General features: G+C 59.5%; 20 protein-coding genes and 1 pseudogene. 12 read left to right on the top strand and 9 right to left on the bottom strand.

Features of this window, described 5'->3' with window-relative positions:
• Window positions 1–32 precede the first annotated feature (32 nt).
• From AB4O08_RS02915 to AB4O08_RS02885, 7 genes are all read left to right on the top strand, one after another.
• Window positions 33–677 (top strand): CGNR zinc finger domain-containing protein, encoded by a 645-nt coding sequence (locus tag AB4O08_RS02915; RefSeq protein ID WP_010211527.1) that lies wholly within the window; start codon window positions 33–35, stop codon window positions 675–677.
• Between the two features lie 84 nt (window positions 678–761).
• Complete coding sequence (locus AB4O08_RS02910) at window positions 762–1262, top strand: sigma-70 family RNA polymerase sigma factor (RefSeq protein WP_010211526.1); 501 nt, start codon at window positions 762–764, stop codon at window positions 1260–1262.
• Between the two features lie 17 nt (window positions 1263–1279).
• Entirely contained in the window at window positions 1280–2230 is a 951-nt protein-coding gene (locus tag AB4O08_RS02905; RefSeq protein ID WP_198832162.1) for a FecR family protein, read from the top strand.
• Between the two features lie 97 nt (window positions 2231–2327).
• On the top strand, window positions 2328–4733 hold the full coding sequence (locus AB4O08_RS02900; RefSeq protein WP_460114687.1) for a TonB-dependent siderophore receptor: 2406 nt from the start codon (window positions 2328–2330) through the stop codon (window positions 4731–4733).
• A 224-nt stretch (window positions 4734–4957) separates the two neighbouring features.
• Complete coding sequence (locus tag AB4O08_RS02895; protein WP_137206149.1) at window positions 4958–5767, top strand: hypothetical protein; 810 nt, start codon at window positions 4958–4960, stop codon at window positions 5765–5767.
• Window positions 5724–5924, top strand: a complete 201-nt coding sequence (locus tag AB4O08_RS02890) for a zinc finger domain-containing protein (protein ID WP_420820064.1) — start codon at window positions 5724–5726, stop codon at window positions 5922–5924. Before AB4O08_RS02895 ends, AB4O08_RS02890 begins: the two co-directional genes overlap by 44 nt.
• A 494-nt stretch (window positions 5925–6418) precedes the next feature.
• A complete protein-coding gene (locus AB4O08_RS02885; RefSeq protein WP_080662772.1) occupies window positions 6419–7330 on the top strand; it encodes a hypothetical protein in 912 nt (303 codons plus the stop codon).
• Window positions 7331–7388: 58 nt separating this feature from the next.
• On the opposite strand, the gene AB4O08_RS02880 is transcribed toward AB4O08_RS02885, so the two are convergent.
• Window positions 7389–8540: an MFS transporter gene (locus AB4O08_RS02880; RefSeq protein WP_021492053.1), complete on the bottom strand. Its 1152-nt coding sequence runs from the start codon at window positions 8538–8540 to the stop codon at window positions 7389–7391.
• A 474-nt stretch (window positions 8541–9014) separates the two neighbouring features.
• On the opposite strand from AB4O08_RS02880, the gene AB4O08_RS02875 reads away from it, so the two are divergent.
• From AB4O08_RS02875 to AB4O08_RS02855, 5 genes are all read left to right on the top strand, one after another.
• Complete coding sequence (locus AB4O08_RS02875) at window positions 9015–9989, top strand: diaminopimelate epimerase (protein WP_305375572.1); 975 nt, start codon at window positions 9015–9017, stop codon at window positions 9987–9989.
• Between the two features lie 305 nt (window positions 9990–10294).
• Entirely contained in the window at window positions 10295–12313 is a 2019-nt protein-coding gene (gene tssI, locus AB4O08_RS02870; RefSeq protein ID WP_460114686.1) for a type VI secretion system tip protein TssI/VgrG, read from the top strand.
• The gene (locus AB4O08_RS02865; protein ID WP_460114685.1) at window positions 12313–13149 is read left to right on the top strand and encodes a DUF4123 domain-containing protein; all 837 of its coding nucleotides are present in this window, start codon (window positions 12313–12315) and stop codon (window positions 13147–13149) included. The genes tssI and AB4O08_RS02865 overlap by 1 nt, the downstream gene beginning before the upstream one ends.
• Window positions 13142–13918, top strand: a complete 777-nt coding sequence (locus AB4O08_RS02860; protein WP_460114684.1) for a hypothetical protein — start codon at window positions 13142–13144, stop codon at window positions 13916–13918. Before AB4O08_RS02865 ends, AB4O08_RS02860 begins: the two co-directional genes overlap by 8 nt.
• 14 nt (window positions 13919–13932) lie before the next feature.
• Complete coding sequence (locus AB4O08_RS02855; RefSeq protein ID WP_021492048.1) at window positions 13933–16083, top strand: lipase family protein; 2151 nt, start codon at window positions 13933–13935, stop codon at window positions 16081–16083.
• Between the two features lie 8 nt (window positions 16084–16091).
• Here the strand turns inward: AB4O08_RS02855 and codA are convergent, their stop codons facing one another.
• The 8 genes and pseudogenes from codA to queD all read right to left on the bottom strand — a co-directional run bounded on the left by codA (window position 16092) and on the right by queD (window position 21895).
• Window positions 16092–17327, bottom strand: a complete 1236-nt coding sequence (gene codA, locus AB4O08_RS02850) for a cytosine deaminase (RefSeq protein ID WP_010211502.1) — start codon at window positions 17325–17327, stop codon at window positions 16092–16094.
• 27 nt (window positions 17328–17354) lie between these two features.
• Window positions 17355–18560 carry a PucR family transcriptional regulator gene (locus AB4O08_RS02845; protein WP_042570997.1) on the bottom strand — a complete coding sequence of 402 codons (1206 nt, stop codon included), beginning with the start codon at window positions 18558–18560 and terminating at the stop codon, window positions 17355–17357.
• Window positions 18557–19825, bottom strand: coding sequence for a cytosine permease (gene codB / locus AB4O08_RS02840; RefSeq protein ID WP_021492046.1), 1269 nt, complete (start codon window positions 19823–19825; stop codon window positions 18557–18559). Before codB ends, AB4O08_RS02845 begins: the two co-directional genes overlap by 4 nt.
• A gap of 191 nt (window positions 19826–20016) precedes the next feature.
• The gene (locus AB4O08_RS02835; protein ID WP_010211495.1) at window positions 20017–20640 is read right to left on the bottom strand and encodes an NUDIX hydrolase; all 624 of its coding nucleotides are present in this window, start codon (window positions 20638–20640) and stop codon (window positions 20017–20019) included.
• Window positions 20641–20643: 3 nt separating this feature from the next.
• Window positions 20644–20817 (bottom strand): annotated as a pseudogene (locus AB4O08_RS02830) (N-acetyltransferase); the annotation flags it as partial.
• A 25-nt stretch (window positions 20818–20842) separates the two neighbouring features.
• Complete coding sequence (locus tag AB4O08_RS02825) at window positions 20843–21040, bottom strand: helix-turn-helix transcriptional regulator (protein ID WP_010211493.1); 198 nt, start codon at window positions 21038–21040, stop codon at window positions 20843–20845.
• Window positions 21037–21411, bottom strand: a complete 375-nt coding sequence (locus AB4O08_RS02820) for a hypothetical protein (RefSeq protein WP_021492045.1) — start codon at window positions 21409–21411, stop codon at window positions 21037–21039. The genes AB4O08_RS02825 and AB4O08_RS02820 overlap by 4 nt, the downstream gene beginning before the upstream one ends.
• Before the next feature lie 127 nt (window positions 21412–21538).
• Window positions 21539–21895: a 6-carboxytetrahydropterin synthase QueD gene (gene queD, locus AB4O08_RS02815; protein ID WP_003190259.1), complete on the bottom strand. Its 357-nt coding sequence runs from the start codon at window positions 21893–21895 to the stop codon at window positions 21539–21541.
• Window positions 21896–22978 lie beyond the last annotated feature (1083 nt).

Raw genomic sequence — 22978 nt, 5'->3', positions numbered from 1 at the left:
CGCAGGGAGAACGCGTTTTTTCAGGAGTAGGCATGACACATTTTACGGGCACTGCAAAATCGATCCGTTTGATTGGTGGGGCCCGGGTGTTGGATTTTATCAATACCACCAACGGCCGTCGTCCTGGCACTTCGCTCAAGGTCATGGAAGAACGGCTCACCAGTCTCCAGTTCTTCTTCGAGTGGGCAGTGCACGCGTCGTTGATCTCGGCCCGAGAGTTTGACGACTACAAGCCGATGGTGTTCGAGTCTTCGATGGCCTACCAGCCGGACCTGGATGCGATCATCGCGTTCAGGGAATGCCTGTACGCGGCGTTCTATCCGTTGTCGTTACAAGGGGCCGCGCCCGATGACGCGTTGCAGCACATCAACCGGGCCTTCCAGCAAGGCGTTGCCTGGCGGGTGCTGTGTTCTGTCGATGGCAAACCTGCCTGGGCGTGGAAGCCCTGCACCACGACGCAGGAGCTGACGACCATGGTGCTCGGGCGCCTGGCCATCGAGGCCACGCAGTTACTGGTGTCCGGTGAACTGCACGCATTGCGCAGTTGCAGCGCCACTGATTGCGATTGGGTGTTCCTCGACATCTCCAAGAACAAGCAGCGCAAATGGTGTCAGATGAGCGTGTGCGGCAGCCGTGAAAAACTCAGTCGTCTGAGGCAGGTGGGCAGCACACACTAGTTTCGAGGTGATATGACGGGTAGCAATTGCTCCGCTTAATAGGAAGCATTACTATTCACGCCCCGCCTCCCCAGTGCACCCGCGATGATCCCTCAGCCGCCCCGCAGAACAGGCTTTTTCGAACATTACGAAGAGTTGATCGGAACCTGGACGCGCCGCCTGAGAAACCGTCAACAGGCCGAAGACCTGGCCCATGACACCTTTGTGCGGGTGCTGGAGTCAAAATCCAGCGAGGTTGAGCAACCGCGCGCTTATCTGCATCAAACCGCGCGCAACATCGCAGTGGATGCCTATCGACGTGAAGACCGTCGCGAAGCTATCACGCTGGAAGCCTTTGATCAGCGTTCGCCCAACAGTGGCGACCCGGAGCATTTCATGCACGCGATCCAGTTGGCGGACTCTATCGAGCGGGCCTTGTCTGAGTTACCGCTCAACTGCCGCAAGATTTTCATCTGGCAGAAAATCGAGGGCCTGACCCAGCAGGAAATCGCCGAACGCCTGGGCCTGTCTAAAAACATGGTGGAAAAGTATATGATCCGCACCCTGCGGCATCTGCGCGACCGCCTGGACGCGATGGCGCCATGACCCAAGGATCTTCCACGATGGACAACCGTGCCCGAGACGAAGCCGCGCAATGGTTTGCGCGCCTGCAGGATGCCGAGTTGAGCATTGCCGAACGCCAGCGCTTCGACGCATGGCGTAATGAGCATCCCGATCACCAATATGAATTTGATGTGCTGCAAGGCCTTTGGAGTGCCACCGGCTTGCTGCCTAAAGCGCGCTTGCAGGCGTTGTGCGAAGCCCCGGTGGAGCGGCCCAAGCGGCGTGCCGTATTGCGTTATGCGGTGGCCGCCGGTGTGATCGCGGTGGCCCTGGGCTTGGGTCTGTTCAGTGGGCTCGATCATCCGAAACCCTACAGCGCCGAGTTCAGTACAGGTGTGGGTGAACATCACCAGGTGGCGTTGCCCGATGGCTCGGTGATGGACCTCAACAGCCGCACCGTGGTCGCGGTGCAGTATGAAAAAGGCCGGCGTGGCGTGGAACTCAAGCAGGGCGAAGCCATGTTCAGCGTCGAGCATGACACCAGCCGACCCTTTGTCGTGGCTGCCGGGGCAGGGCAGGTGACGGTGACCGGCACGCGCTTTGATGTGCGCCGTGATGAAGGCCAGACTCGCGTGATGGTCGAGGCCGGAACCGTGAAGGTACAAGGTGATTCACCGGACAACCTGGTGACGCTGACGGCTGGCCTGGGCACCCACGTCGACAACAAAGGATCGGTGGCAGCGGCCTACACGGTGAACACTGAAGAATTGACCGCCTGGCGCACGGGCAAGCTGGTCTTCAACAACGCTTTGCTGGGCGAAGTGGCACGCGAGGTTTCGCGCTACCGCGAGCGTCCGTTGCGGGTCAGTACGCCTGCGGTGGGTAACCTGCGCCTGACCAGCGTGTTCAAGGCCAACGACACTGACGCCTTGCTCAAGGCCTTGCCGCACATCCTGCCGGTGGCCTTGCGGACCTTGCCGGACGGCAGCCAGGAAATTATTTCACGCTGACATTCAGGTTTTTTTCGAGTTCTTCGTCTTCTCCTGCAACTGCAACTGGTTTGCATTAACAGCCGCATACTCTTGCGATCACAGGATTAGGTTCGACGTGAAAAAACTCGCCATCCACAACAATAAAACTTCCCGCTGGGCGCCGCTCGTCCTGGCGCTCGCAGTCAGTGCCACGCTCCCTGCGGCCTACGCCGCCGACGCCATTCATATCCAGGCCCAGCCCCTGGGCGCGGCGCTGAGCCAACTGGGCCAGCAAACTTCCCTGCAAGTGTTCTTCAGCCCCGATCTGGTCGCGGGCAAGCAGGCGCCGGCCGTAGACGGCAACCTTTCCCCTGAACAAGCCCTGCGCCAATTGCTGCAAGGCAGCGGCCTGGACTACCAGATCGACGCCGGTTCCGTGACCCTGCGCCCGCTGAACAGCGGCACCGGTGAAGCCGGCTCGCCCCTGGAGCTGGGTGCCACTGATATCAAGGTGGTCGGCGACTGGCTCGGCGATGCCAACGCTGAAGTGGTGCAGAACCATGCTGGCGCGCGCACCGTGATCCGCCGCGAGACCATGGTGGAGCAGGGCGCAATGAACGTCGGCGACGTGCTGCGCCGTGTGCCAGGTGTACAGGTGCAGGAATCGAATGGCACCGGCGGCAGCGATATTTCCCTCAACGTCGGCGTACGTGGCTTGACGTCACGGCTGTCGCCACGCTCCACCGTGCTGATCGACGGTGTGCCGGCTGCGTTCGCACCCTACGGCCAACCACAACTGTCGATGGCACCGATTTCCGCCGGCAACCTGGACAGCATCGACGTGGTGCGCGGTGCTGGCTCCGTGCGTTATGGGCCACAAAACGTCGGTGGCGTGATCAACTTCGTGACCCGTGCCATCCCCGAGAAATTCTCCGGCGAAGTCGGCACCACCCTGCAAACCTCTGCCCACGGCGGCTGGAAGCACGTGGAAAACGCCTTTATCGGCGGTACCGCCGACAACGGCATCGGCGCCGCTTTGCTGTACTCCGGGGTCAATGGCAACGGTTACCGCAACAGCAATAACGCCAACGACATCGACGACGTCATCTTCAAGACGCACTGGGCACCGACCGATCAAGACGACTTCTCGCTGAACTTCCACTACTACGACGCCAGCGCCGATATGCCCGGCGGCCTGACCCAGAAGCAATTCGATGCCAACCCGTACCAATCGGTGCGTGATTGGGACAACTTCAGCGGGCGCCGCAAGGACGTGTCCTTCAAGTACATCCGCCAGATCGATGACCGTACCCAGGCCGAAGTGCTGACTTACTATTCCGACAGTTTCCGCGGCAGTAACATCGCCAACCGCGACCTCAGGACGATTGGCTCTTACCCGCGCACCTACTACACCTTTGGCATCGAGCCGCGGGTGTCCCATGTGTTCGATGTGGGCCCGAGTACCCAGGAAGTCAGTGTGGGCTATCGCTACCTCAAGGAAGGCATGCATGAGCAGGCCACCAGCCTGAACCTGGTCAACAATGTGCCGACTCCGGGTGGGCAGAGCGACGGTCACGTGTATCAGGACCGTACGGGGGGCACCGAGGCCAACGCGTTCTATATCGACAACAAGGTTGATATCGGCAAGTGGACCATCACGCCGGGCATCCGCTTCGAGGACATCCGTACCGAATGGCACGATCGCCCGGTGGTTGCATTGAATGGCACCCGTACCCAGGAAAAACGCCGCGAAGTCCACAACAACGAACCGCTGCCGGCCTTGAGCGTGATGTACCACGTATCCGACGCCTGGAAACTCTTCGCCAACTACGAGACCTCGTTTGGCAGCCTGCAATACTTCCAACTGGGTCAGGGCGGCACCGGCGACCAGACGGCCAATGGTCTGAACCCGGAAAAGGCCAAGACCTACGAAGTGGGGACGCGCTATAACGACAATGTGTGGGGCGGTGAGCTGACGTTCTTCTACATCGACTTCTCGGATGAGCTGCAATACGTCAGCAACGACGTGGGCTGGACCAACCTCGGCGCGACCAAGCACACCGGCATCGAAGCGTCGGCCCATTACGACTTGTCGAACCTGGACCCACGTCTGGACGGCCTGACCGCCAATGCCGGCTTCACCTACACCAAGGCCACCTCGGAAGGCGACGTACCGTTCAAGGGGCGCGACCTGCCGCTGTACTCCCGTGAGGTCGCCACACTGGGCCTGCGCTATGACGTCAACCGCTGGACCCACAACCTGGATGTGTACGCCCAGTCCGGCCAGCACGCCCCCGGCACGACCAGTACCTACATCACTCAAGGCACGGCTGACGGTCAGTACGGTGATATCCCAGGCTATGTCTCAGTCAACGTGCGCAGCGGTTACGACTTTGGCGAGCAGTTGTCCAACTTGAAACTGGGCGTGGGCGTGAAAAACGTCTTCGACCAGCAGCACTACACCCGCTCCAGCGACAACAACTCCGGGCTGTACCTGGGGGAGCCCCGCACGTTCTTCGTACAGGCCAGCGTCGGGTTCTGATCGACACATTGCCGCTCTTCCTGCTCAGGTCGAGCGGCGCTGCCTGCCGACAGACCGTCTTGTCTCTCACTCGATCAGATGCTCTTCCTACTTCGATTCTGGAAACTTTCAGCGGTCTCAGGAACCGGTTCCTACTGTTCTGCCACACAGAAGATGCCTGCCTTTGCTGGCTTCCTTGACGACTCAAAGTCAGGCACCTGAATACACCGAACTGGAGAACTGGAATGTCGGTATCAGCATACAATCAGAGCGTCGCTCCTTCCCTCGATAACGCCTCCCTCGGAGATGCTAAGCCCGGTGCCGAGCGATCTGCTGCCGCATCAAGTGTCCAGCTTACGGTAGGCGTCAATTTCACTGCGCAGTCCAATCACGCCGGCCCGGTATTCGGTGGCCCGCCGCCGCGTCCATTGCCGGAAAACTTACGCCCGAATCCCGGCCCGCCACCACGTCCGAACCCCTCGTTGCCAGACCCCTATTACTCGAAACAAAGTAACGAGCAATTGGCACAAGGCCTTTTGAATAATTATGGCGCGTTCAAAGGGCGCTGGCCTTCACGTTATGTCACGGAACAAAGTCTGCAGAAAGTGGCCAAGCAGCCGTTGACTGGCAACCCTTACAAGGACCCGAATATTCGATTGGCGAACGAGGTGCTGCGGCGTCCCGGGTTGCTGCAATCGCTCGATCGCAACGGCAGCACCGGTGCGTTGGATGGCCGCTTGTCCAGGGACGATATCACCAGTTTTGTTCGTTCGGACAATCCGTTGAAACTGAGTGACGACAAGCAAATCGTTCAAGACATGCTGAATAATTTCAATGCGCTGAAGGGCGGGTACTTCAGCAGCACGATTAAGCTCAGGGAGCTCAATGCACGTGCAACGCAACCGTTGTCCGGCAATCCCTACAACGACCATCTCATCCAGCTTTCGCGGGAGGTCATGGCACGTTCTGATCTGAGATCAGCGATGGATAATATTTACAGCTGGCAGCGCGATGGCAGGATTTCTCGCCAGGAATTGTACACATTGCTGGGTTAGACCTGGGGCTCCCTGCCGTGCACTAGGCGGCAGGGGGCGGCAAGCGCTTGACGTAACCCTGCACCCCAATCACATGGAACTGATTGCGAAGATCTACCACAAAGAAAATATCCAGCGGCCATTGAGTGCCGCTGGGGGCCTTCATCTACCGGATTAGGTCTGGACCATGAACTCGACATCATTTGAACCCCGTCACTCCCAGTACAACGCGTCGAATGTGGCTGCACTGACACAGGAGGCAAAAAATCCACGAGAGCCGCAGGGTCTCAACCTCACATCCTCGCCGAGGTTTAGCTTCAAGGCGCCCACCGCCGAAGACTTTGACAAAGGTTCTCGGGTGTTCACGGAAGAGTCGGCGCCCAGCGCTGTGACTTCCCTGTTAGCGAGTCTTTGGAACAAGTTGTCCCGCCGCTGAGCAATGCCGTTTTACACGGCAGGATTTTCCAAGGCATGGATGCGCGGCAGGTGAGCTGGTTACAAGCGCTTAAGATTCCCCAGGGTCTATCCAGCGTTTTGGACGAGCGTCTTCGGAACCGTTGTTTCCTGTGCACCACTCAATCGCTGCTTGTGCCATCTTGATTTCGAGGCCCTTTCGAGGATCAGGCAATCAAGGCCCAGGCTACGGAATCTAGATTAGGGTGGAGGTGAATCATGATTGGTCGTGTCAATAATCCGAGCTATACGCAAACGGCTGGGTCCAACGCACCAGGGCCAACGGGGAGTGGTCAGTCTCGCTATGAGGTCGATGCCCGCGCATTGGGTAAGCCGCTTCCGGCCGCGCAGCCAATCAACACCCGTTTCGCGAACGGCGCCGACCGGCACTTCGACGGCCAGAATCTGTACGGAGGCATGACGAAAGTTGGCAACCCCTTCGTCAGTTCGGACGACCATCTGCTGGCGACCGACTTGAAGAACAACCTGTCATTGCTGGACGCTTTCAAGAAAGATGGCCGGCTGACCCAGGGTTCTTTACAGGAGATCGCCAAAGAGGAACCCAGCAGCAGCAAAGTCTCGGAACGCACCATCATGTTGGCGCGAGAGATACTCAACCGACCCCGACTGAACGAAGCGATAATTGCGAAGGGCGGTGAAATCACGCATGACAGTTTGACCAGGGCTGGTGACTCAGAGATCGGCAATACGAACCCCAACACGCAAAGCGCGGATCCGTTCCATGCGAAAACCGACGCTCAGGTCGTCCAGGCATTCAGAGGCATGTTTGATGACTTGCGGGATAAGTCGGAAGACCGCTCATTCTTTTTCGAAAAACATCGGTACGTCAAAAAAGACACACTCATCGAGATCAGTAAGGATCCGAACCAGACGGATAAGAACGGCGAGCCTTTACGGGATGTGCGCACCGGGTTTCCGTTGAAAATGTACAGCGAACAACAGGTATACCTGGCCAAGAACCTGATGGAGCGGCCGGGTTTGATGGCCTCTCTGGACAGTTATAAAGCCAATGGCTACAACCTCTTTGGCAGTCATAACGATGATGGCTGGTTGAAGAACTACAGCATTGACCGCTGGCTGGAGAACGACAAGGAAGAGAAGGGGAAATAACGTAGGCAGGCGCGCATCAGCGGCTTGAAAGCATCAAGCCGGCGATGCCGCCCTGTGTTCAGACGCGCAGGATTTTTCCACTGACCGCCACCGCCGCAAGCAACCCTCCAATTAACAGAAAGGCAGTGGCCAGGCTGCTGCCATGGGCGATGAACCCGATCACGGCAGGCCCTGCCAAAATCCCCGCATAGCCCAAGGTGGTAATGGCCGGCACGGCAATGTGCTCTGGCATGACGTTCTGTTTGCCCACAGCGGTATAGAGTACCGGGACGATATTGGAGCACCCGGCGCCTACAAGCGCATAACCCAACAACGCCACTTCCCAGGCCGGGGACAATGTGGCGAGGAATGTACCGGCCGCAGCCAGTGCGCCACCGGCCACGATCACCCGGGTAGCTCCCAGCCGGCGCACGATGGCATCACCGGTCAAGCGCCCGGCCGTCATGGTCAAGGCAAAGGCTGCGTAACCCAGGCCAGCATAGGCTTCGTCCAGGCCGCGCTCGGCACTGAGGAACACCGCACTCCAGTCGAGCACCGCACCTTCGGCCAGGAACACGACAAAGCACAGGCAACCGATGAACAGCACCACGCCGTGGGGCACGGCAAACGCCGGACCGGAACTCTCACTGCCGTAAGGCAGCAAATGCGGTGCAGCCTTGAGCAGCGCCGCCAGCGTGATCACAATCACCACCAGCGTCGCCTGCAATGGCGACAGTCCCAGCCCCAGCAGCCCCGAAACGCCCGCTGCACCGACAATCCCGCCCAGGCTGAACAGCCCGTGAAAGCCCGACATCATGGTCTTGCCGCTGGCTCGCTCGACGATCACCGCCTGCAGGTTGACCGTAGAATCCACGGTGCCGAGGCCAGCGCCAAACAGGAACAACCCCGCCATCAATAGCGGAATCGAACTGACCGTCGCCAGCGTTGGCAACGCCAGGCAGATCATGATCGTCCCGGCACTCAGCACACGTCGGCAGCCAAAGCGCGACGCCAACGCACCGGCGGCGGGCATGGCGATGATCGAACCGACGCCCAGGCACAACAGCAGCAGGCCCAGGGTGCCTTCGCTCAGATCGGCACGGGCCTTGGCATAGGGCACCAGCGGCGCCCAGGCTGCGATGCCGAAGCCAGCAATGAAGAAAGCGATACGGGTCGACATTTGCTCTAACCGCCCGGGAACCACGGGCGCTGAGGTGGGAATGGCAGTCATGAAAAATCCTTGGTTTTGCGTTCTACGAACGATGTCCGGCGTGACATCCTTGCACATCAGGTCGTGGTGCGCGAGCCGGGTTCCCTGGGGGAAGTCGTGGTCGTGAATTTTATTTTTACAAACCCGGAACGTCAGGAGGGTTCGTCGCCACACAAACGGTATCGAGTGTGTACGAGGCGGTCTGGAAGGTGCGTAATCCCCGTGGGGGCTTTTGAACCCCTGGGCCCTCGCGGCGGATTACCACCTTCCAGGCCGCCTCCGAAACCCTATCAGGCAGGCGTTTGCCTATCGACGCTGACTTCAACCTCCTCGGCGCACACTGTCGCAAAAGACCATGGCGACGGCGCGCGGACTTCGGCCTGATGAAAACGTCCGTTCAGGGGATTGAACGTGTAGTGCTTGCAGGATGGTGTGCAGCGTCGAGATCCCACACAATCTGCCCCTTCTTCAGCGCATGCACAGGTGGACGACCCCATGACCCTGTTCTACGACGCCCGCGGCAATATCTATGGCGTGGTCAGCCCGGCCTCGTTGAGAGACGCGGGCATTGCTGTACCCGAGAGCGCTGAGCTGGCTGCGCGTACTCGCAGCAACTGGACGTCGGCGGCCATCGCCTCTGAATGCAGTTGGGGCTCGCTGCCACGTCCAGCCGGTGCCAAGACTCATCGCTGCGATGGCTTGCTGGTCGGGCCGTTCCAGGCCGAGCCGCCCTTTGACTTGATGATTGTCAACACCGACGGTTCCTTGGCCGAGCGCAGTGGCAATGGCCTGACGATTTTTGCCCAGGCACTCACTGACCAGGGCCTGCTAAGCGGGGCCTGTGAGTTGAGGGTGCACCACGACAAATCGGACGCGGTATCACCCGTATCGACATGGGTTGAACCGGCAATCCGTGAACAGGTTGCGGGGTTCTGGCTTGAGTTGGGGGTACCTGGTTTCGGGCCTGAGGTGGTGGGGGCGCAGATGGAGGTGGATGAAACTGAACTGAGTCATGTGAGCGAGTTGGCGGCGATCAACCCTCAGTGGGCGGCCAGCCAATTTGTGCGGGTGGGCAACCCCCATTGCGTGACACTGGTCGAGCAGGTGTCGGCATTGCCGGACAACACTCAGATGCAGCAACCCGCACTGTACGAGCCCTTGAAGACCATTGCGTTTGCTCCCCCGGCGGGTGGTGGTCGGCCCTGTCCGGCAGGGGTCAACTTGCAATGGGCGGCGCGCCAGCCCGGCAATCGAATCATCGCGCGCGTGTTCGAACGGGGGGAGGGGCCCACCGCGTCTTCCGGAACCAGCGCCAGTGCGGTGGCTTGTGCCGCTTGGCGGGCGGGCTGGGTGGAGAGTGGTGAGGTTGCAGTGGTGATGCCGGGTGGCATTGCGCCAGTTCGCTTGCACACCCAGGCCGAAACGTTGCTGAGCGTCAGTCTGTTCGGCACTGCGCAGTTGCAAGCATGAAGTTGTTTAACGGCTGACACTGTTAACCGGTGTCAGCCATTTCTATGTCAGTTAGTCATGCCGATGTAAGTCGGTGTAGGGCATTTCTTGTTATTAAGAAATGGCACGCTGGCTCGTTTTATTATTGTGTAAAAGACACTTCCAGCTTAGTTGTACGAAACTTCTTTTTTATTTGAAAACGGTCGATTCCTCCCCGAAATGACTAAGCTTTGAGACGTTCCAGCGCCTTTTCTCGATAACTAATTCTCTGTGTAGCGAGAGGGCCTGTCTCCGGGTGTTCATTTATTAACGGCGGGTAACAACGGATGGTTAACGCGTTTGTTTCGTCACGTTTCAATCTGGTTCTTCCACATGTAGATATCGACTTGCAAGTCCTGGCATTCAAAGGCAGTGAAGTCCTCGATCAACCGTTTTTCATTCACATACAGGTGGTCAGCGAAAACCCTTCCCTTGATCTGGAAGCGCTGCTCCACCAACCCGCCTACCTGGCTTTCGGCGAAGCGGACGACGGTTTGCATGGGCAGGTCTACGCCATTGGCCGGGATGACCCAGGTCGGCGCACCACGCGCTATCACCTGACCCTGGCGCCCCGCCTGGCTTACCTTGCGCACCGACGCGACCAGAGGATTTTCCAGCAGCGCAGCGTGCCCCAGATCATCGCCGAGGTCCTTGAGCAGCATGGCATCCTGGCGGATGCTTACGCCTTCGAACTTGGCCCCGTGGTTTATCCGCCGCGTACGTTCTGTGTTCAGTACGCTGAGAGTGATCTTCACTTCATCCAGCGGCTATGTGAAGAGGAGGGCATTCACTATCATTTCCGTCACAGCGTGGACGCCCACCTGCTGGTATTTGGCGATGACCAAACGGTGTTCCCGCGTTTGCCCGTGCAATGCTATAGCGCTCCTGGCGGGCCGCACGCCGATACGCCGGTTATCCAGCGTTTCGACGTGCGCCTGGGCATCCGCAGCCAGAAGACGGTGCGTCGTGATTACGACTTCGAACATCCTTCCGTGCACCTGCACGACAGCGCGGGGGCCGCGTCGACACTCCCACTTGAGGACTATCAGTATCCCGCAGGATTCACCGCTCATACCCGTGGCAAGCAGTTGGCACGGCGGAGTCTGGAGCTTCACCAGCGCGACCGGTATCGGGCATTGGGCAAGAGTGATCAGCCAGTGCTGCGCAGTGGGCACTTCCTTGAGATACGCGATCATCCCGACCCCTCCTGCAACGACCTGTGGCTGATCACGTCGGTGCGTCATGAGGGTTATCAACCCCAGGTGCTGGAGGAAGCGACGCCGGCAACCGACGTATTCCAGGGCTATCGCAATCGTTTTACCGCAACACCCTGGCAGGCCGTGCATCGACCCTCTCTCAGGCATACCAAGCCGACCATCAATGGCAGCCAGACCGCAACCGTGACCGGGCCCGCCGGTGAGGACGTGCATTGCGATGTGTATGGCCGAGTGAAGGTGCGCTTTCACTGGGACCGCCTGGACGAGGCGGATGATAAAAGCAGTTGTTGGTTGCGGGTGGCGTCCGGATGGGCCGGTGACGGGTTCGGTGCAACGATGATCCCGCGTGTGGGCATGGAAGTGCTGGTGACCTTTCTGGACGGGGATCCCGACCGCCCCCTGATCAACGGCTGCCTGCCGAATGCATTGCATCGGCCGACCTATCCCTTGCCACTGCACAAGACTCGCAGCGTTTTGCGCAGCAGCAGTTCCCTTGGCGGCGAAGGCTCCAACGAGCTGTACCTGGAAGATCGCCGGGGCGAGGAACTTGTCTACCTGCGTGCGCAGCGGGACCTGGAGCAACGGGTGGGCCATGACAGTCGGCTGGAGGTCGCAGGGGAACGGCAAGAAGTCATCCATGGGATCAGCACGACTCACCTGGAAAGCGAAGAGCATCGTCAGGTCACCGGCGACCGCAAAGTGTTGCTCAGGGCGAGCGACTACCTTGATGTGCATGGCGATAGCCGGACCCACGTGGCACAGACCTTGGTCATTGAGGCAGGGCAGCAGCTCCACCTTAAATCGGGTGCCAGCCTGGTGATTGATGCCGGGTCACAACTGAGCCTCAAGGCGGGTGGAGAGCATCTGGTCATCCAGGCGGGTGGCATTTTTAGCAGCCGTCCCATCGCGCTGGGCGGTTCGGCGTCTGTTACCCAATTGGCGAGCGCTTTCAGGGTGGCCGGTATGCCTGAGGTCTCCAAGGTACAAGGCACGATCATGAACCTGGCCAGGCAACTGGGAGCGGACTATTGCCCGGTGTGTGAGCGTTGTCGCGAAGGCCTGTGTGATCTGCCAGGGAGGGCGGCCTGATGCAGAACACGCCAAGTCAATGGATAAACCAACAGCAGCAGGCAGGGCGAAGCCTGTGCCTGATCCTCGATGGGCAGAATGCCGCGCGTCAGCCACTGTTGGCGGTGCGCAGTTTGTCAGACTATCGCAGCCTCTATGCCGAGACTGCGCTGGCGGATCTCATGAGGGAGGGCCCCGTGATCCTGCTGTTGAAGCAGATGAGCGAGCCTGCATTACGAGACCTCTTGCAACAGCCTGAGAATAACTGGGGCTGGCTGGGCAGTTTGTCGTGCAAGGACCTGACTGGCGTGACTCGGCACTGGCGCGACCGTTTGCTGACGGGACCGGAGGGCGAGCAATCGCTGTACCGCTTTCACGACAACCGTACCCTGGCACGTGCGCTGGACTATCTGGGTGCGGACCACTGGCCGGTCTTTCTTGGCCCATTGATCAGCGTGTGCTACTGGCACGAAGACCGCTGGCGCACGGCTGACAACCCGGCTGTCGGCGAGTATCCGCTGCCTGACCCGGTTCCTTGGCTGAACACGCCCAACCCGAATGCCGAAGCCATCCTGCACGCCAATATTCTGCGTTACCTGTTGGCTGTACACAGCGAAGAACTGGTCGCTTTGGTGGAATTCCAGGACCCGAGAATCTGGCTGGGCCAAGTCTTGGAGCTGGCGCGTGTCTGGCAATGGAGAAGGCCGGAACAATTGGAGTTTCTGGTGGTGCGACGGTTGGAGGAGGCCACACGCAACAGTCTCATTCGGTGGCAACCGCTGGTTGGGGAAGCGCCAGGTGATCATTTTGAACGGGTGGTGGAGCAGTGGCGATCAATGGAGGGAAAGGATGAATAGGCGAAGGCTTGGTGCGTGGGTTGTGGTGGGAATGCTGACGCTGACAGGCTGTGCGGGCAAGCCGGTTGAGCACTTTACGCTGGAGGTGGATCTGCCGGCGGAGTTCCGCTTCATCGGGGGAGCCAACTACGGGCCTGCGACCGGGGAAACCTGCACGCTGCCAAGGCGTCGGGGCAAGAGGCCGGAGCGGAAGATTTTTATTGCGCGTTACAAGCCTGTGGCCGAGCGCGTGAGTGTTGAACTGCCGTTGAGTGAGGTGATTGAAGGTTGCCCTACGGTTTTGCGAAGTGTCGATTTTGATATGTATGCGAAGTGGGGTAAGCGAGATACGGATGTGGGGGGCGATCGTGCAGGCATCGCCATTCGAGATCGCTGGAATGATCAACCTGGCATGCCCGAGTCAGGTGTGCAGGAACTGATTGGGCAATGTCAGTGGCGCTTCAGGACTGTGGGGCCGTTTCATGCGATCAGGAAACTTCTGCAATGTCGTTCGAAGAATGCAATAGGGCCGTTGCAGGAGTCCCTGGCCGGTGGTGCTGCTCAACGTGATCAGTTAGCGGGGAAAACGCTCAGGCTGGTGCTGACGGTCACGGACAAGGAAGAACCGGCTGTTGGTGATAACTGGGTGGTCGTTCCGGGTGGCTGGAAGCGTTGTAAAGGTAAAAGCTTTGAAGACCTTTATGCGTTTTGTAACGGCAACACCTCCGACTTTAAACCGATAAAAATGCCGGATGGTCGCGTTTGTGATGTTTATCCATCGTGTCAATAACAAGGAGCAAGGTCATGAAGCAGGATGCATGGAAGCAATCTTTTTTCAGTGATAGCAAGCCAGCCTGTTCACTGCGCGGGCATTGGGTGAGCTTTTGCCTGGTCGACGAACTGGGCGTGGGAGCGGCGTATGGGGGACTGCCATACACCGTCCACGATAGTGCAGGGCAGGAGTACAAAGGCAGGCTGAATGGAGAAGGGTTTGCCAAGCTAGACAATATTTTCTGTGGGCCTGTGGTACTTGTTCTCGACGATCTGTATTCAGGAACAGAGCCCCCCTATCTACAACTGATGTTGCGCCCCACCTACAAACTTCCTATCACCGAGCTTCAAGTTCGGGCTGAACAGACTCGGTTTGCCGCCTCTGATGGCCAGCGCCTCGACAGTAATCCTGCTCAGCACAAGGCCAACCGGTTCTATCAAGTGGAAGTGCGTGATTTGGTCCGCCATGTCGCCCATTTGCCACCGGTTGCGCAGCGGAGTCATCAACCCCTGCGACACGCGTTGAACATGATGGGTGAGCTGGGATTTGGACCACCTCAATCAAACTTGGTAGGAGTCGTGTTGTTTCCCAACAACCACACCGCTCTGGAAGTTCGACCACTCAGGGCCTTTCGCCCGATGCTTTCAACCGACGACGGTTTCTGCGCCTTGAACCTTTATCAGTTGGCATTGATGGCCACCTTGAGTTATTGCAACTTCGGCCAAGTGCCACCTGAAAAGCCCCACGACCACGTTCGCTTTCCCCTTGATCCCAGCATCGGGCATCTATTTGCCGAAGAGCTTTCGGGTTTCCATGAGGCCTGGCGATTTGATGCAGAACAAGTCGACCGTTTTTTCCCCCTTTACGAAGAGGTCCCTTACTCCCAGCGTTTTGAGATTTTGCCCTTCGATCCAGAGCTATACCCACAAAACCAACCGGAGCTGCAGGAAAAGCAGGAACATCCAGCGAATGTGCACTTTTTCGATGATGAAGCGCTTGGTACGGATACTCAGGCGTTTATTACCCATCACGATGAAGTAATCCTGATCGCGGTGCGTGGTACCGCCAGTGGTGCGGACGGGATGCGAGATGCAAACGCTCATCAGGTCCCTTACACGGAAGGAGTCGGCAAGGCCCACCAAGGTTTTTATCAGGCTTACCGGGCAGTGCGCGATTTCGTATTGCACTACCTCGACCAATTCCATACCGGCCAACGAATTATCATCTGCGGCCACAGCCTGGGCGGCGCAATCGCTTTACTCCTCGCAGAAGGTCTGCGCAGGGCTCCGGAGTGCAACTACAACATCCTCCTCTACACCTACGGCGCCCCCCGCGCCGCCGACTCTGAATTCACCCAAGGTGCTTCAACCCTGGTCCACCACCGTATCGTCAACCACAACGATCCCGTCCCCAGCGTCCCGGCCCCTTGGATGAACACCACCGCCAAACTCTGGATCCCAGGCGCCGTCACACTGTTCAGCGCCCCTGCACCGGGCGGCCTGCTGTTCGCCGCCGGGTTGGTGCGTTTTGGCGCAAACCCTTACCAACACCACGGCGAACAGCACCATTTCATGCCGATCATGCTGCCGGATGGCACACAGTCTTCGGTGTTGTGGAAACCCGGTTGTGAATCCATCCAAGAGGCCGGTTGCAACCGAACCTTGCAACTGCGTGGCGACATGCCCGAGCGGGATAACCTGCTGAGACAGCTGTTCCAGGCCAACCAGCACTTCATGACTGCCAGCTACATTCCGGCGGCGTGGGCAACGCTACGTCGCTGGCAGCAAACCCAGGAAAGCAACGGCCCACTGGTCACGCCAAGCGAGTTCGAGCTGCTCGACCTGGCCCTGGAGACCATGCGCCAACAACTGCGCAACAAGCGCCGGGAACTGGCCCGCCTAAGGTCTGCCAACGACCGAGGCTATGAACACAACGAAGCCCTGAATACCGAGATCGACCGCTTGCACACCAGCCGTGAGCGCCTTGCGACTCTGCGCTGGCGCCGCCTGGAAGCCCGTGATGTCTACGGCAGTCAAGCCCATAGCGCCAACGTGCAACCCAGCCTCAAGCGCTGGTTCAGCCACCGTGAAAACCGTGAGCCGTCGCAAGTCGCCAGCATTCCCCCCGCGCAGCATCACGAATGGGGGAGGGTGCAAACGCTGGATATCGACTCGATTGTCTGAACCCGGTTTTACACAAACTCAACCTGCGCCGGCTGACGCCGCATCAGCACCTTGCCGTTGCGGATCGAGTACAGCGGCAAGCCCTGACTGCGGATGACCTCATAGTCGCTGTCCGCCGAAAGGATCAGCAGGTTGGCGGGCCTTCCGGGTTCCAGACCGTAGCGGTCACCCAGGGCCATGGCCTTGGCACTGTTGTCGGTCACCAGGTCGAGGGCGCTTTGCAGGTTGCGGTAGCCGAGCATGTGGCAGATATGCAAACCGGCCTCCAGCACCCGCAGGATGTTGCCGTTGCCCAAGGGGTACCAAGGGTCGACGATGGAATCCTGGCCGAAACACACGTTCATGCCGGCCTCCAGCAGTTCATTGACCCGGGTGACGCCACGGCGTTTCGGGAAGCTGTCGAAGCGTCCTTGCAGGTGGATACTTTCGGTGGGGCAAGAGACGAAGCTGATCCCCGAATGCCCCAGCAGGCGGAAGAGTTTGGCGCAGTAGGCATTGTCGTAGGAGCCCATGGCCGTGGTGTGGCTGGCGGTGACGCGGGCACCCATATCGCGGCTGCGGGCTTCTTCGGCCAGCACTTCGAGAAAACGTGAATGGGGGTCGTCGGTTTCGTCGCAGTGCACGTCCACCAGGCAGCCGGTACGTTCGGCCAGGTCCATCAGGAACTTCACCGAACTCACGCCCTGGTCGCGGGTGTATTCAAAGTGAGGGATACCGCCGATTACGTCGGCCCCCAGGCGGATGGCTTCTTCCATCAGTTCGCGGCCGTTGCGGTACGACTCGATGCCTTCCTGGGGGAAGGCGACGATTTGCAGGTCGATCAGGTGCTTGCTCTCTTCGCGCACTTGCAGCATCGCCTTGAGCGCGGTGAGGTCCGGATCGGTGACGTCGACGTGGGTGCGCACGTGTTGGATACCGTGGGCGGCGAGGGCCTGGATCGTCTTCTTGGCGCGGGTCTTGGTGTCTTCCTGGGTGATGGTGGCTTTGCGCTCGCCCCAGCACTCGATGCCTTCGAACAGGGTGCCGCTCATGTTCCAGCGGGGCTCGCCGGCCGTCAGGGTGGCGTCCAGGTGGATATGCGGTTCAACGAAGGGTGGAATCACCAGGTTGCCCGCAGCGTCCAGGTCACCAGATGCCAGTACGGGCGCTGTCGTTTGTGGCGTGATGCTGGCGATCCGGCCATGTTCCAGGTGCAGATCATGCAGGCCTTCACGGTTGCGCAGGCGGGCGTTGATGATGTGCATGGGCAAGTTCCTCTTGGCTAAAAACAATCAGGCAGACAGTCGCCAGATCATCAGCGCTATACCGATGTCCAGGCGATCATAAGCGTTATCCAGCGTCAGCCCGCACAGGGCTTCGATGCGCTGGACACGGTGCGTTAATGTATTGCGGTGCACGGCCAGCCGCTGGGCGGCGGCCACAAGGTTACCATTCTCATGGAACCAGGCTTCCAGGGTGGGCATCAGGTTGGGGCCATGGTGCAAGTCGTGGCGCAGCAATGGGCCGAGGCGTTCATTCAGGAATTGATCGAGGAGGGCGCGATCACGCACGCCGCTGAGCAGCTTGAGCACGCCCAATTCGTCGTACACGCACAGCCCGGCACGCTCACTGAAGCGCCGCGCAGCCGCCAGTGCCTGGCGGGCTTCATCCTGCGCCTGGGCCAGGTGTGCCGGTGGGTGCGCTGCGGCGCTGAGGCCGATAAACAGTTTGAGCGGCGCCAAGCGTAGATTCAGCGGATTAAGCCAATGGGCTAGCTGTTGGCGGTTGGTCAACGCCGCCACGGCATCCGGCGCGGGCAGCAGCACTGTCCATTGGCCGGCTCGTCCCTGCACCGGCAAACCGGCCGAGAATTGCCGCAGTCGACGGCTGATAACGTCGTGTTGTCGCGCCAGTTGCGCTTCCACCGAAGCCGCATCACCCTGGGCAAACAGCAACTCGTTGCCTTCCAACTGCAGTTGCACCACTTGCCAATACCCGGCCAATGGCATGCCCAATTGCGTGGCCCGGTGCAGCAACAGTTCCAGGGATTGGTAGTCGCCGGTCAGCAAGCGCTCAAGCACATCATGCCGCGAGCGCCCCAGTTGTTCGGACTGGATCAGCGCCGAACCAATGGCCTGGGTTACCAGCACCATTTTCAGCGAGTAGGGCTGTTCGATCAACGGCATGCCGGCGGCTTCGGCGGCGTCGAGTAAACGCTGGGGAATCGCCTGGATATACGCAGGCCCGGTCAGCACTACCAAGCCAGCCACTTGACGCTCGCAGGCTTCCTCAAGCAATTGCAGCAGGTTGGTTTCGTCGCGCGGGTGATTGATCCCGGTGACGAACACGAGCTCGCCACCGAGCACCCATTCCGCAATCCCGCTGTTTTCTGCCACATAAGGCCAGCGCACACCGTTATCCAACCCGGTCTCGCCAGCGCGCAGGCGCATGGATTCCAGGCCCGGCAGCGCCAGTACATCGGCAATGGTCAAGCTCATGCCTGGGCATCAGCCAGAGGCGCACGCACGCGTAGGACGGCGGTGAGCACGATGTAGGTCAGCGACGCTGCAACGATACCCACCAACGGCGCGACCCAGGGCGAGTTGAACGCCAGCACGGTGCCAACGCCATAGGCCACCAGCCCCGGCCAGTTGAATGCCGGCAGGCGCGCATCCGCCAGGCGCGGGTAGCGGCCGCGATAGCGATAGAAGAAGTCCGCCATGATCACCCCACCAATCGGTGGGATCACCGTGCCCAGCAGAATCAGGTAAGGCACCAGCATGTCGTACATGCCGAGCAACGCCAGCAGGGTGCCGATCACGGCGCCGGCCAGGGTGACTGTCTTGCGGCGTTTGGTGCGCAACAGGTTGCAGCCGGCCACAGCGAAGTTGTAGATCGTGTTGTCCTGGGTGCTCCAGATATTGAGCAGCAACATGGCCATCGCCGCCATGGCAAAGCCTTGCAGCAGCAACACTTCAACCACGTCCGGTTGCTGATAGACGATGGCACCGTAGGCGCCAATCAGCACCATCAATCCATTGCCGATGAAGAAGCCGATCAGGCTCGCCAGTACCGCCACTTTGGCCGAGCGCGAAAAACGCGTCCAGTTGGTGGCCTGGGTCGCGCCGCTGACAAAGGTGCCGAACACCAGGGTGATCGCGGTGGACAGGTCCAGCTCACCGCTCGGCACCACCGCCAGCAGCCCATCCAGCCCGCCGACTTTGACCGTGGCGACCCACATCGACAGAAACAGCAGGATGCCCATGGCCGGCACCGCGATGTAGGACAGGATTTCCAGCCCGCGATAACCAACGTAGGCCGTGGCGCAGAACACCAGGCCGAACAGCACCATCAACGCCAGTACGCTGCCCTGGCCCAGCTCGAAATATTTGCCCAGCACCACGGCGGCAGTGGCGGTGCCCCAGGCGTACCAGCCGATCTGGGTGAAGCCGAGGATCAAGTCGCTGAGCTTGCTGCCCATTTCGCCGAAGCAGAAGCGTCCCATCAGCACCGAATTCAGCCCACTCTTGAAGGCGATGTAACCCAGGCCTGCGGCGTAGATACCCAGCAGCAGGTTACCCAGGGCGACGACGCCGAGCATGTCGGTAAAGCTGAACGCCACTCCCAGCTTGCCGCCGGCAAACATGGTCGCGGTAAAAAAGGTAAAACCCAGCAGCACCATGGCAGTAGACGCCAGGCCCTTGCGCGCATGCATCGGGACTTCGCTGAGGGGGTAATCGTTGCCCGGTTCTTGCTGCGTCATGTGCCTTGCTCCTGAATGAGTGACGCAGGCCTATTGCACCGCGCGTGCCACATCGGGCAGCAGTGACACACGCACGGTAGGGTTTGTGCACTGTGCACAGTATTTATAGCCAAAACGGGAAGGAGCGCGGGAAAGAGTGTTCGGCGTGCCCAATCGGGCACGAAAGCGGTGCAGCCGTGATACAAATTGGATCAGTCGAACAGCGTCTGGGTGATCTCGCCACGGTGGAAGGCAAATGCAGCCTCCAGATCACTTTCGATGGTGCGCCCGCGAGACAGTGGCGGCAGGTCATTCAGCCGGAAAAAGCCCACTTCGGTGGTCTCGAACCCTGCCATCGGAGCCGACTGATCTACCGGTTCACAGAGGAAGTACAGCTTATAGAAGTCGCGCACATCCGGCCGATACAAGCCCTTGGCCTTGTGCGTCACGCTGTATAGGGCGCGCGCCGTCACCGTCAGCCCGGCTTCCTCGCGAATCTCCTTGACGATATTTTCCGCCGCCGACAAACCGATATCCGCATAACCTCCCGGCAACGCCCAGCAGCCATCGGTCAACTCCCGTACCAACAGAATTCGATCGTCTTGGATGACCGCCCCGCGCACGTCGATCATCGGCGTCGAGTAGCGTTGGGCAAAATCCGTGACCAGCCCGGTGATGCGCTCCAAGGGCACATTGCCCAGCTGCGCGAGCATGCTGTGGGCAATCTCGGCAATTTCTTCCAGGCGCTCGCGCTCGAAATCATCGGTACAAAAGTGCAGCCCTGTGGACGCCAACGCCTGCAAGCGTTTGGCCTGGGCCAGCCAGGTGTTTTCCATGGGTTACTCCCGGAGTTTCTTGGTCATGTACACCCGCCGCAGGCCATGTTTTTCGGCCCGGTGGGTCTCGATACAGCCACGACGGGTGTACAGCGTGATGTTCTCGTGCATGGCTGCGTTGGTGTATAGACGAATGGCCGCGAAGCCGGCATCCAGCGCCTGGTGTTCGGCAAAATTGCAGCGGGCTCCTCTGGACAGTCGATCAGTCTGCCGGCGCTTCGAAGATGTCTTCGATAGGTCGTTCGAACACCTTGGCGATCTTGAACGCCAAGGGCAAGCTCGGATCGTAGCGGCCGGTCTCGATGGCGTTGACGGTTTGGCGTGACACACCCAGGCGTTCGGCGAGGTCGGCCTGGGACCAACCCAGTCCCGAGCGCAACTGGCGCATCAGGTTGTTCATTGGTAGCGCCTTGTGCCGATGATCGTGGCGACGCACCAGACGCCGCCCATGATCGGCCACACCATAAAGGCCGACAGCCGTGGGAAGCCAGCGGTTTCCAGGAAGCCGTAACTGAAGGTCGTCAGGGCCGTGCACACAAAGGCCACGGCCAGTGCGTCCAACTGGATCTTGCGGCCCATTTCATCCATGGCGTTGAGCCGGCGGATGATCGCAATTGCCATCGCGATCATCGGAATGACCGGCAGCAAAGCCAGGGCAACTCGGGCGGCGCCGTTGGGCATGGACGACATGTAGGCGCTGGAAACCACCACGCACAGCATATACGCCAGCATTGTCACCGCGAATTCCACCAAGAAGCGTTTGACCGACATAGCCATCTCCGTAAGTAAAGGGTGCTTTACATTAAGTGCGGGCCATTGAGGTGTCAAGGTCGCTTTACATGGATAAATGCCAGGCGCAAAAAAACCACCCGAAGGTGGTTTTTATGGACGCAGTCGATTACTCGCCGCGATAGATGCAGCCGCTGGTGCAGGTCTCGTGGATGCGAATCGCACTGAGCTCAGGCAGCAGAGGTTTCAACTCATTCCAGATCCACTTGGCGAGCACTTCGCTGGTCGGGTTTTCCAGGCCAGGGATGTCGTTGAGGTAGTTGTGGTCGAGGCGTTCATAAAGCGGCTTGAAAATCGCCTTGATCTCCGAGAAGTCGCGAATCCAGCCGGTATGGGGATCCAGGTCGCCGCTCAGGTGGATCGCCACCTTGAACGAATGCCCATGCAGGCGCCCGCATTTATGGCCTTCCGGTACGTGGGGCAGGCGGTGGGCGGATTCGAATGTAAATTCCTTGAAGATTTCCACAGTGTTTTCAGCTCGGTCGGTGTCTGGCAGGCGGCGAGTTTAACAGCTTGATCCGTCGCTGCGCATACCGTCCCTCTGTAGGGCGCGGCTTGCGGGCGAAATGTAGAGTGCAGGTGGCGAGGGAGCTTGCTACCGATGGAGGCCTGACAGCCGGTCGCTATCTACCTGTTATCCCGCGATCCAAAATGTGGGAGCTGGCTTGCCTGCGAAAGCGGCCCGACAGACGACCACAATCTAACTGCTACCCCGCACTCCAAATGTGGGAGCTGGCTTGCCTGCGAAGATGGCCTGACAGCCGACCACAATCTAACTATTCCCCCGCACTCCAAATGTGGGAGCTGGCTTGCCTGCGAAGATGGCCTGACAGCCGACCACAATCTAACTATTCCCCCGCACTCCAAATGTGGGAGCTGGCTTGCCTGCGAAGGCGGCCCGACAGACGACCACAATCTAACTGCTACCCCGCACTCCAAATGTGGGAGCTGGCTAGCCTGCGAAGGCGGCCCGACAGACGACCACAATCTAACTGCTACCCCGCACTCCAAATGTGGGAGCTGGCTAGCCTGCGAAGGCGGCCCGACAGACGACCACAATCTAACTGCTACCCCGCACTCCAAATGTGGGAGCTGGCTTGCCTGCGAAGGCGGCCTGACAGCCGACCTGGATGTTGGATCTGCCCGGGTACATATCCGTTATTTAGGTAACGACTACTATTGGTTCCGCCCTTACGGCGGGTCACTTTCGAAAAGCGCGAAAGTAACCAAAGCGCTCTTGCCCCAACACTCGGCACCTCGCCTAGGCTCGGTGTGCCCGTAATCCGACAGGGATTTGGGGGGCCGCCGCCACGCGCCATCCATGGCGCGGGGCGGCTAAACCGGCATCCCTGCCGGTTTACCCCCCAAATCCCTGTCGAATTCCGGCCAGCGTGTTTGACGGGGCGCCTAAGATCAAAAGCAAAAGCAAGAGCAAGAGCAAAAGCAAAAGCAAGAGCAAAAGCAAGAGCAAAAGCAAGAGCAAAAGCAAGAGCAAGAGCAAAAGCAAGAGCAAAAGCAAGAGCAAGAGCAAGAGCAAGAGCAAGAGCCG

Source organism: Pseudomonas sp. H3_E07 (genome assembly GCF_054668895.1).
This window is presented reverse-complemented; position numbering and strand designations above follow the sequence as displayed.

Bases quoted from the DNA above. Each gene is read 5' to 3' on its own strand.
- AB4O08_RS02860 (WP_460114684.1), top strand. From the start codon at position 13,142: ATGAATAGGCGAAGGCTTGGTGCGTGGGTTGTGGTGGGAATGCTGACG.
- AB4O08_RS02890 (WP_420820064.1), top strand. From the start codon at position 5,724: ATGGCAGGATTTCTCGCCAGGAATTGTACACATTGCTGGGTTAGACCT.
- AB4O08_RS02910 (WP_010211526.1), top strand. From the start codon at position 762: ATGATCCCTCAGCCGCCCCGCAGAACAGGCTTTTTCGAACATTACGAA.
- AB4O08_RS02905 (WP_198832162.1), top strand. From the start codon at position 1,280: ATGGACAACCGTGCCCGAGACGAAGCCGCGCAATGGTTTGCGCGCCTG.
- codB (WP_021492046.1), bottom strand. From the start codon at position 19,825: ATGACGCAGCAAGAACCGGGCAACGATTACCCCCTCAGCGAAGTCCCG.
- AB4O08_RS02885 (WP_080662772.1), top strand. From the start codon at position 6,419: ATGATTGGTCGTGTCAATAATCCGAGCTATACGCAAACGGCTGGGTCC.
- AB4O08_RS02915 (WP_010211527.1), top strand. From the start codon at position 33: ATGACACATTTTACGGGCACTGCAAAATCGATCCGTTTGATTGGTGGG.
- AB4O08_RS02855 (WP_021492048.1), top strand. From the start codon at position 13,933: ATGAAGCAGGATGCATGGAAGCAATCTTTTTTCAGTGATAGCAAGCCA.
- AB4O08_RS02875 (WP_305375572.1), top strand. From the start codon at position 9,015: ATGACCCTGTTCTACGACGCCCGCGGCAATATCTATGGCGTGGTCAGC.
- AB4O08_RS02895 (WP_137206149.1), top strand. From the start codon at position 4,958: ATGTCGGTATCAGCATACAATCAGAGCGTCGCTCCTTCCCTCGATAAC.
- tssI (WP_460114686.1), top strand. From the start codon at position 10,295: ATGGTTAACGCGTTTGTTTCGTCACGTTTCAATCTGGTTCTTCCACAT.
- AB4O08_RS02820 (WP_021492045.1), bottom strand. From the start codon at position 21,411: ATGTCGGTCAAACGCTTCTTGGTGGAATTCGCGGTGACAATGCTGGCG.
- AB4O08_RS02835 (WP_010211495.1), bottom strand. From the start codon at position 20,640: ATGGAAAACACCTGGCTGGCCCAGGCCAAACGCTTGCAGGCGTTGGCG.
- AB4O08_RS02865 (WP_460114685.1), top strand. From the start codon at position 12,313: ATGCAGAACACGCCAAGTCAATGGATAAACCAACAGCAGCAGGCAGGG.
- AB4O08_RS02825 (WP_010211493.1), bottom strand. From the start codon at position 21,040: ATGAACAACCTGATGCGCCAGTTGCGCTCGGGACTGGGTTGGTCCCAG.
- codA (WP_010211502.1), bottom strand. From the start codon at position 17,327: ATGCACATCATCAACGCCCGCCTGCGCAACCGTGAAGGCCTGCATGAT.
- AB4O08_RS02880 (WP_021492053.1), bottom strand. From the start codon at position 8,540: ATGACTGCCATTCCCACCTCAGCGCCCGTGGTTCCCGGGCGGTTAGAG.
- AB4O08_RS02845 (WP_042570997.1), bottom strand. From the start codon at position 18,560: ATGAGCTTGACCATTGCCGATGTACTGGCGCTGCCGGGCCTGGAATCC.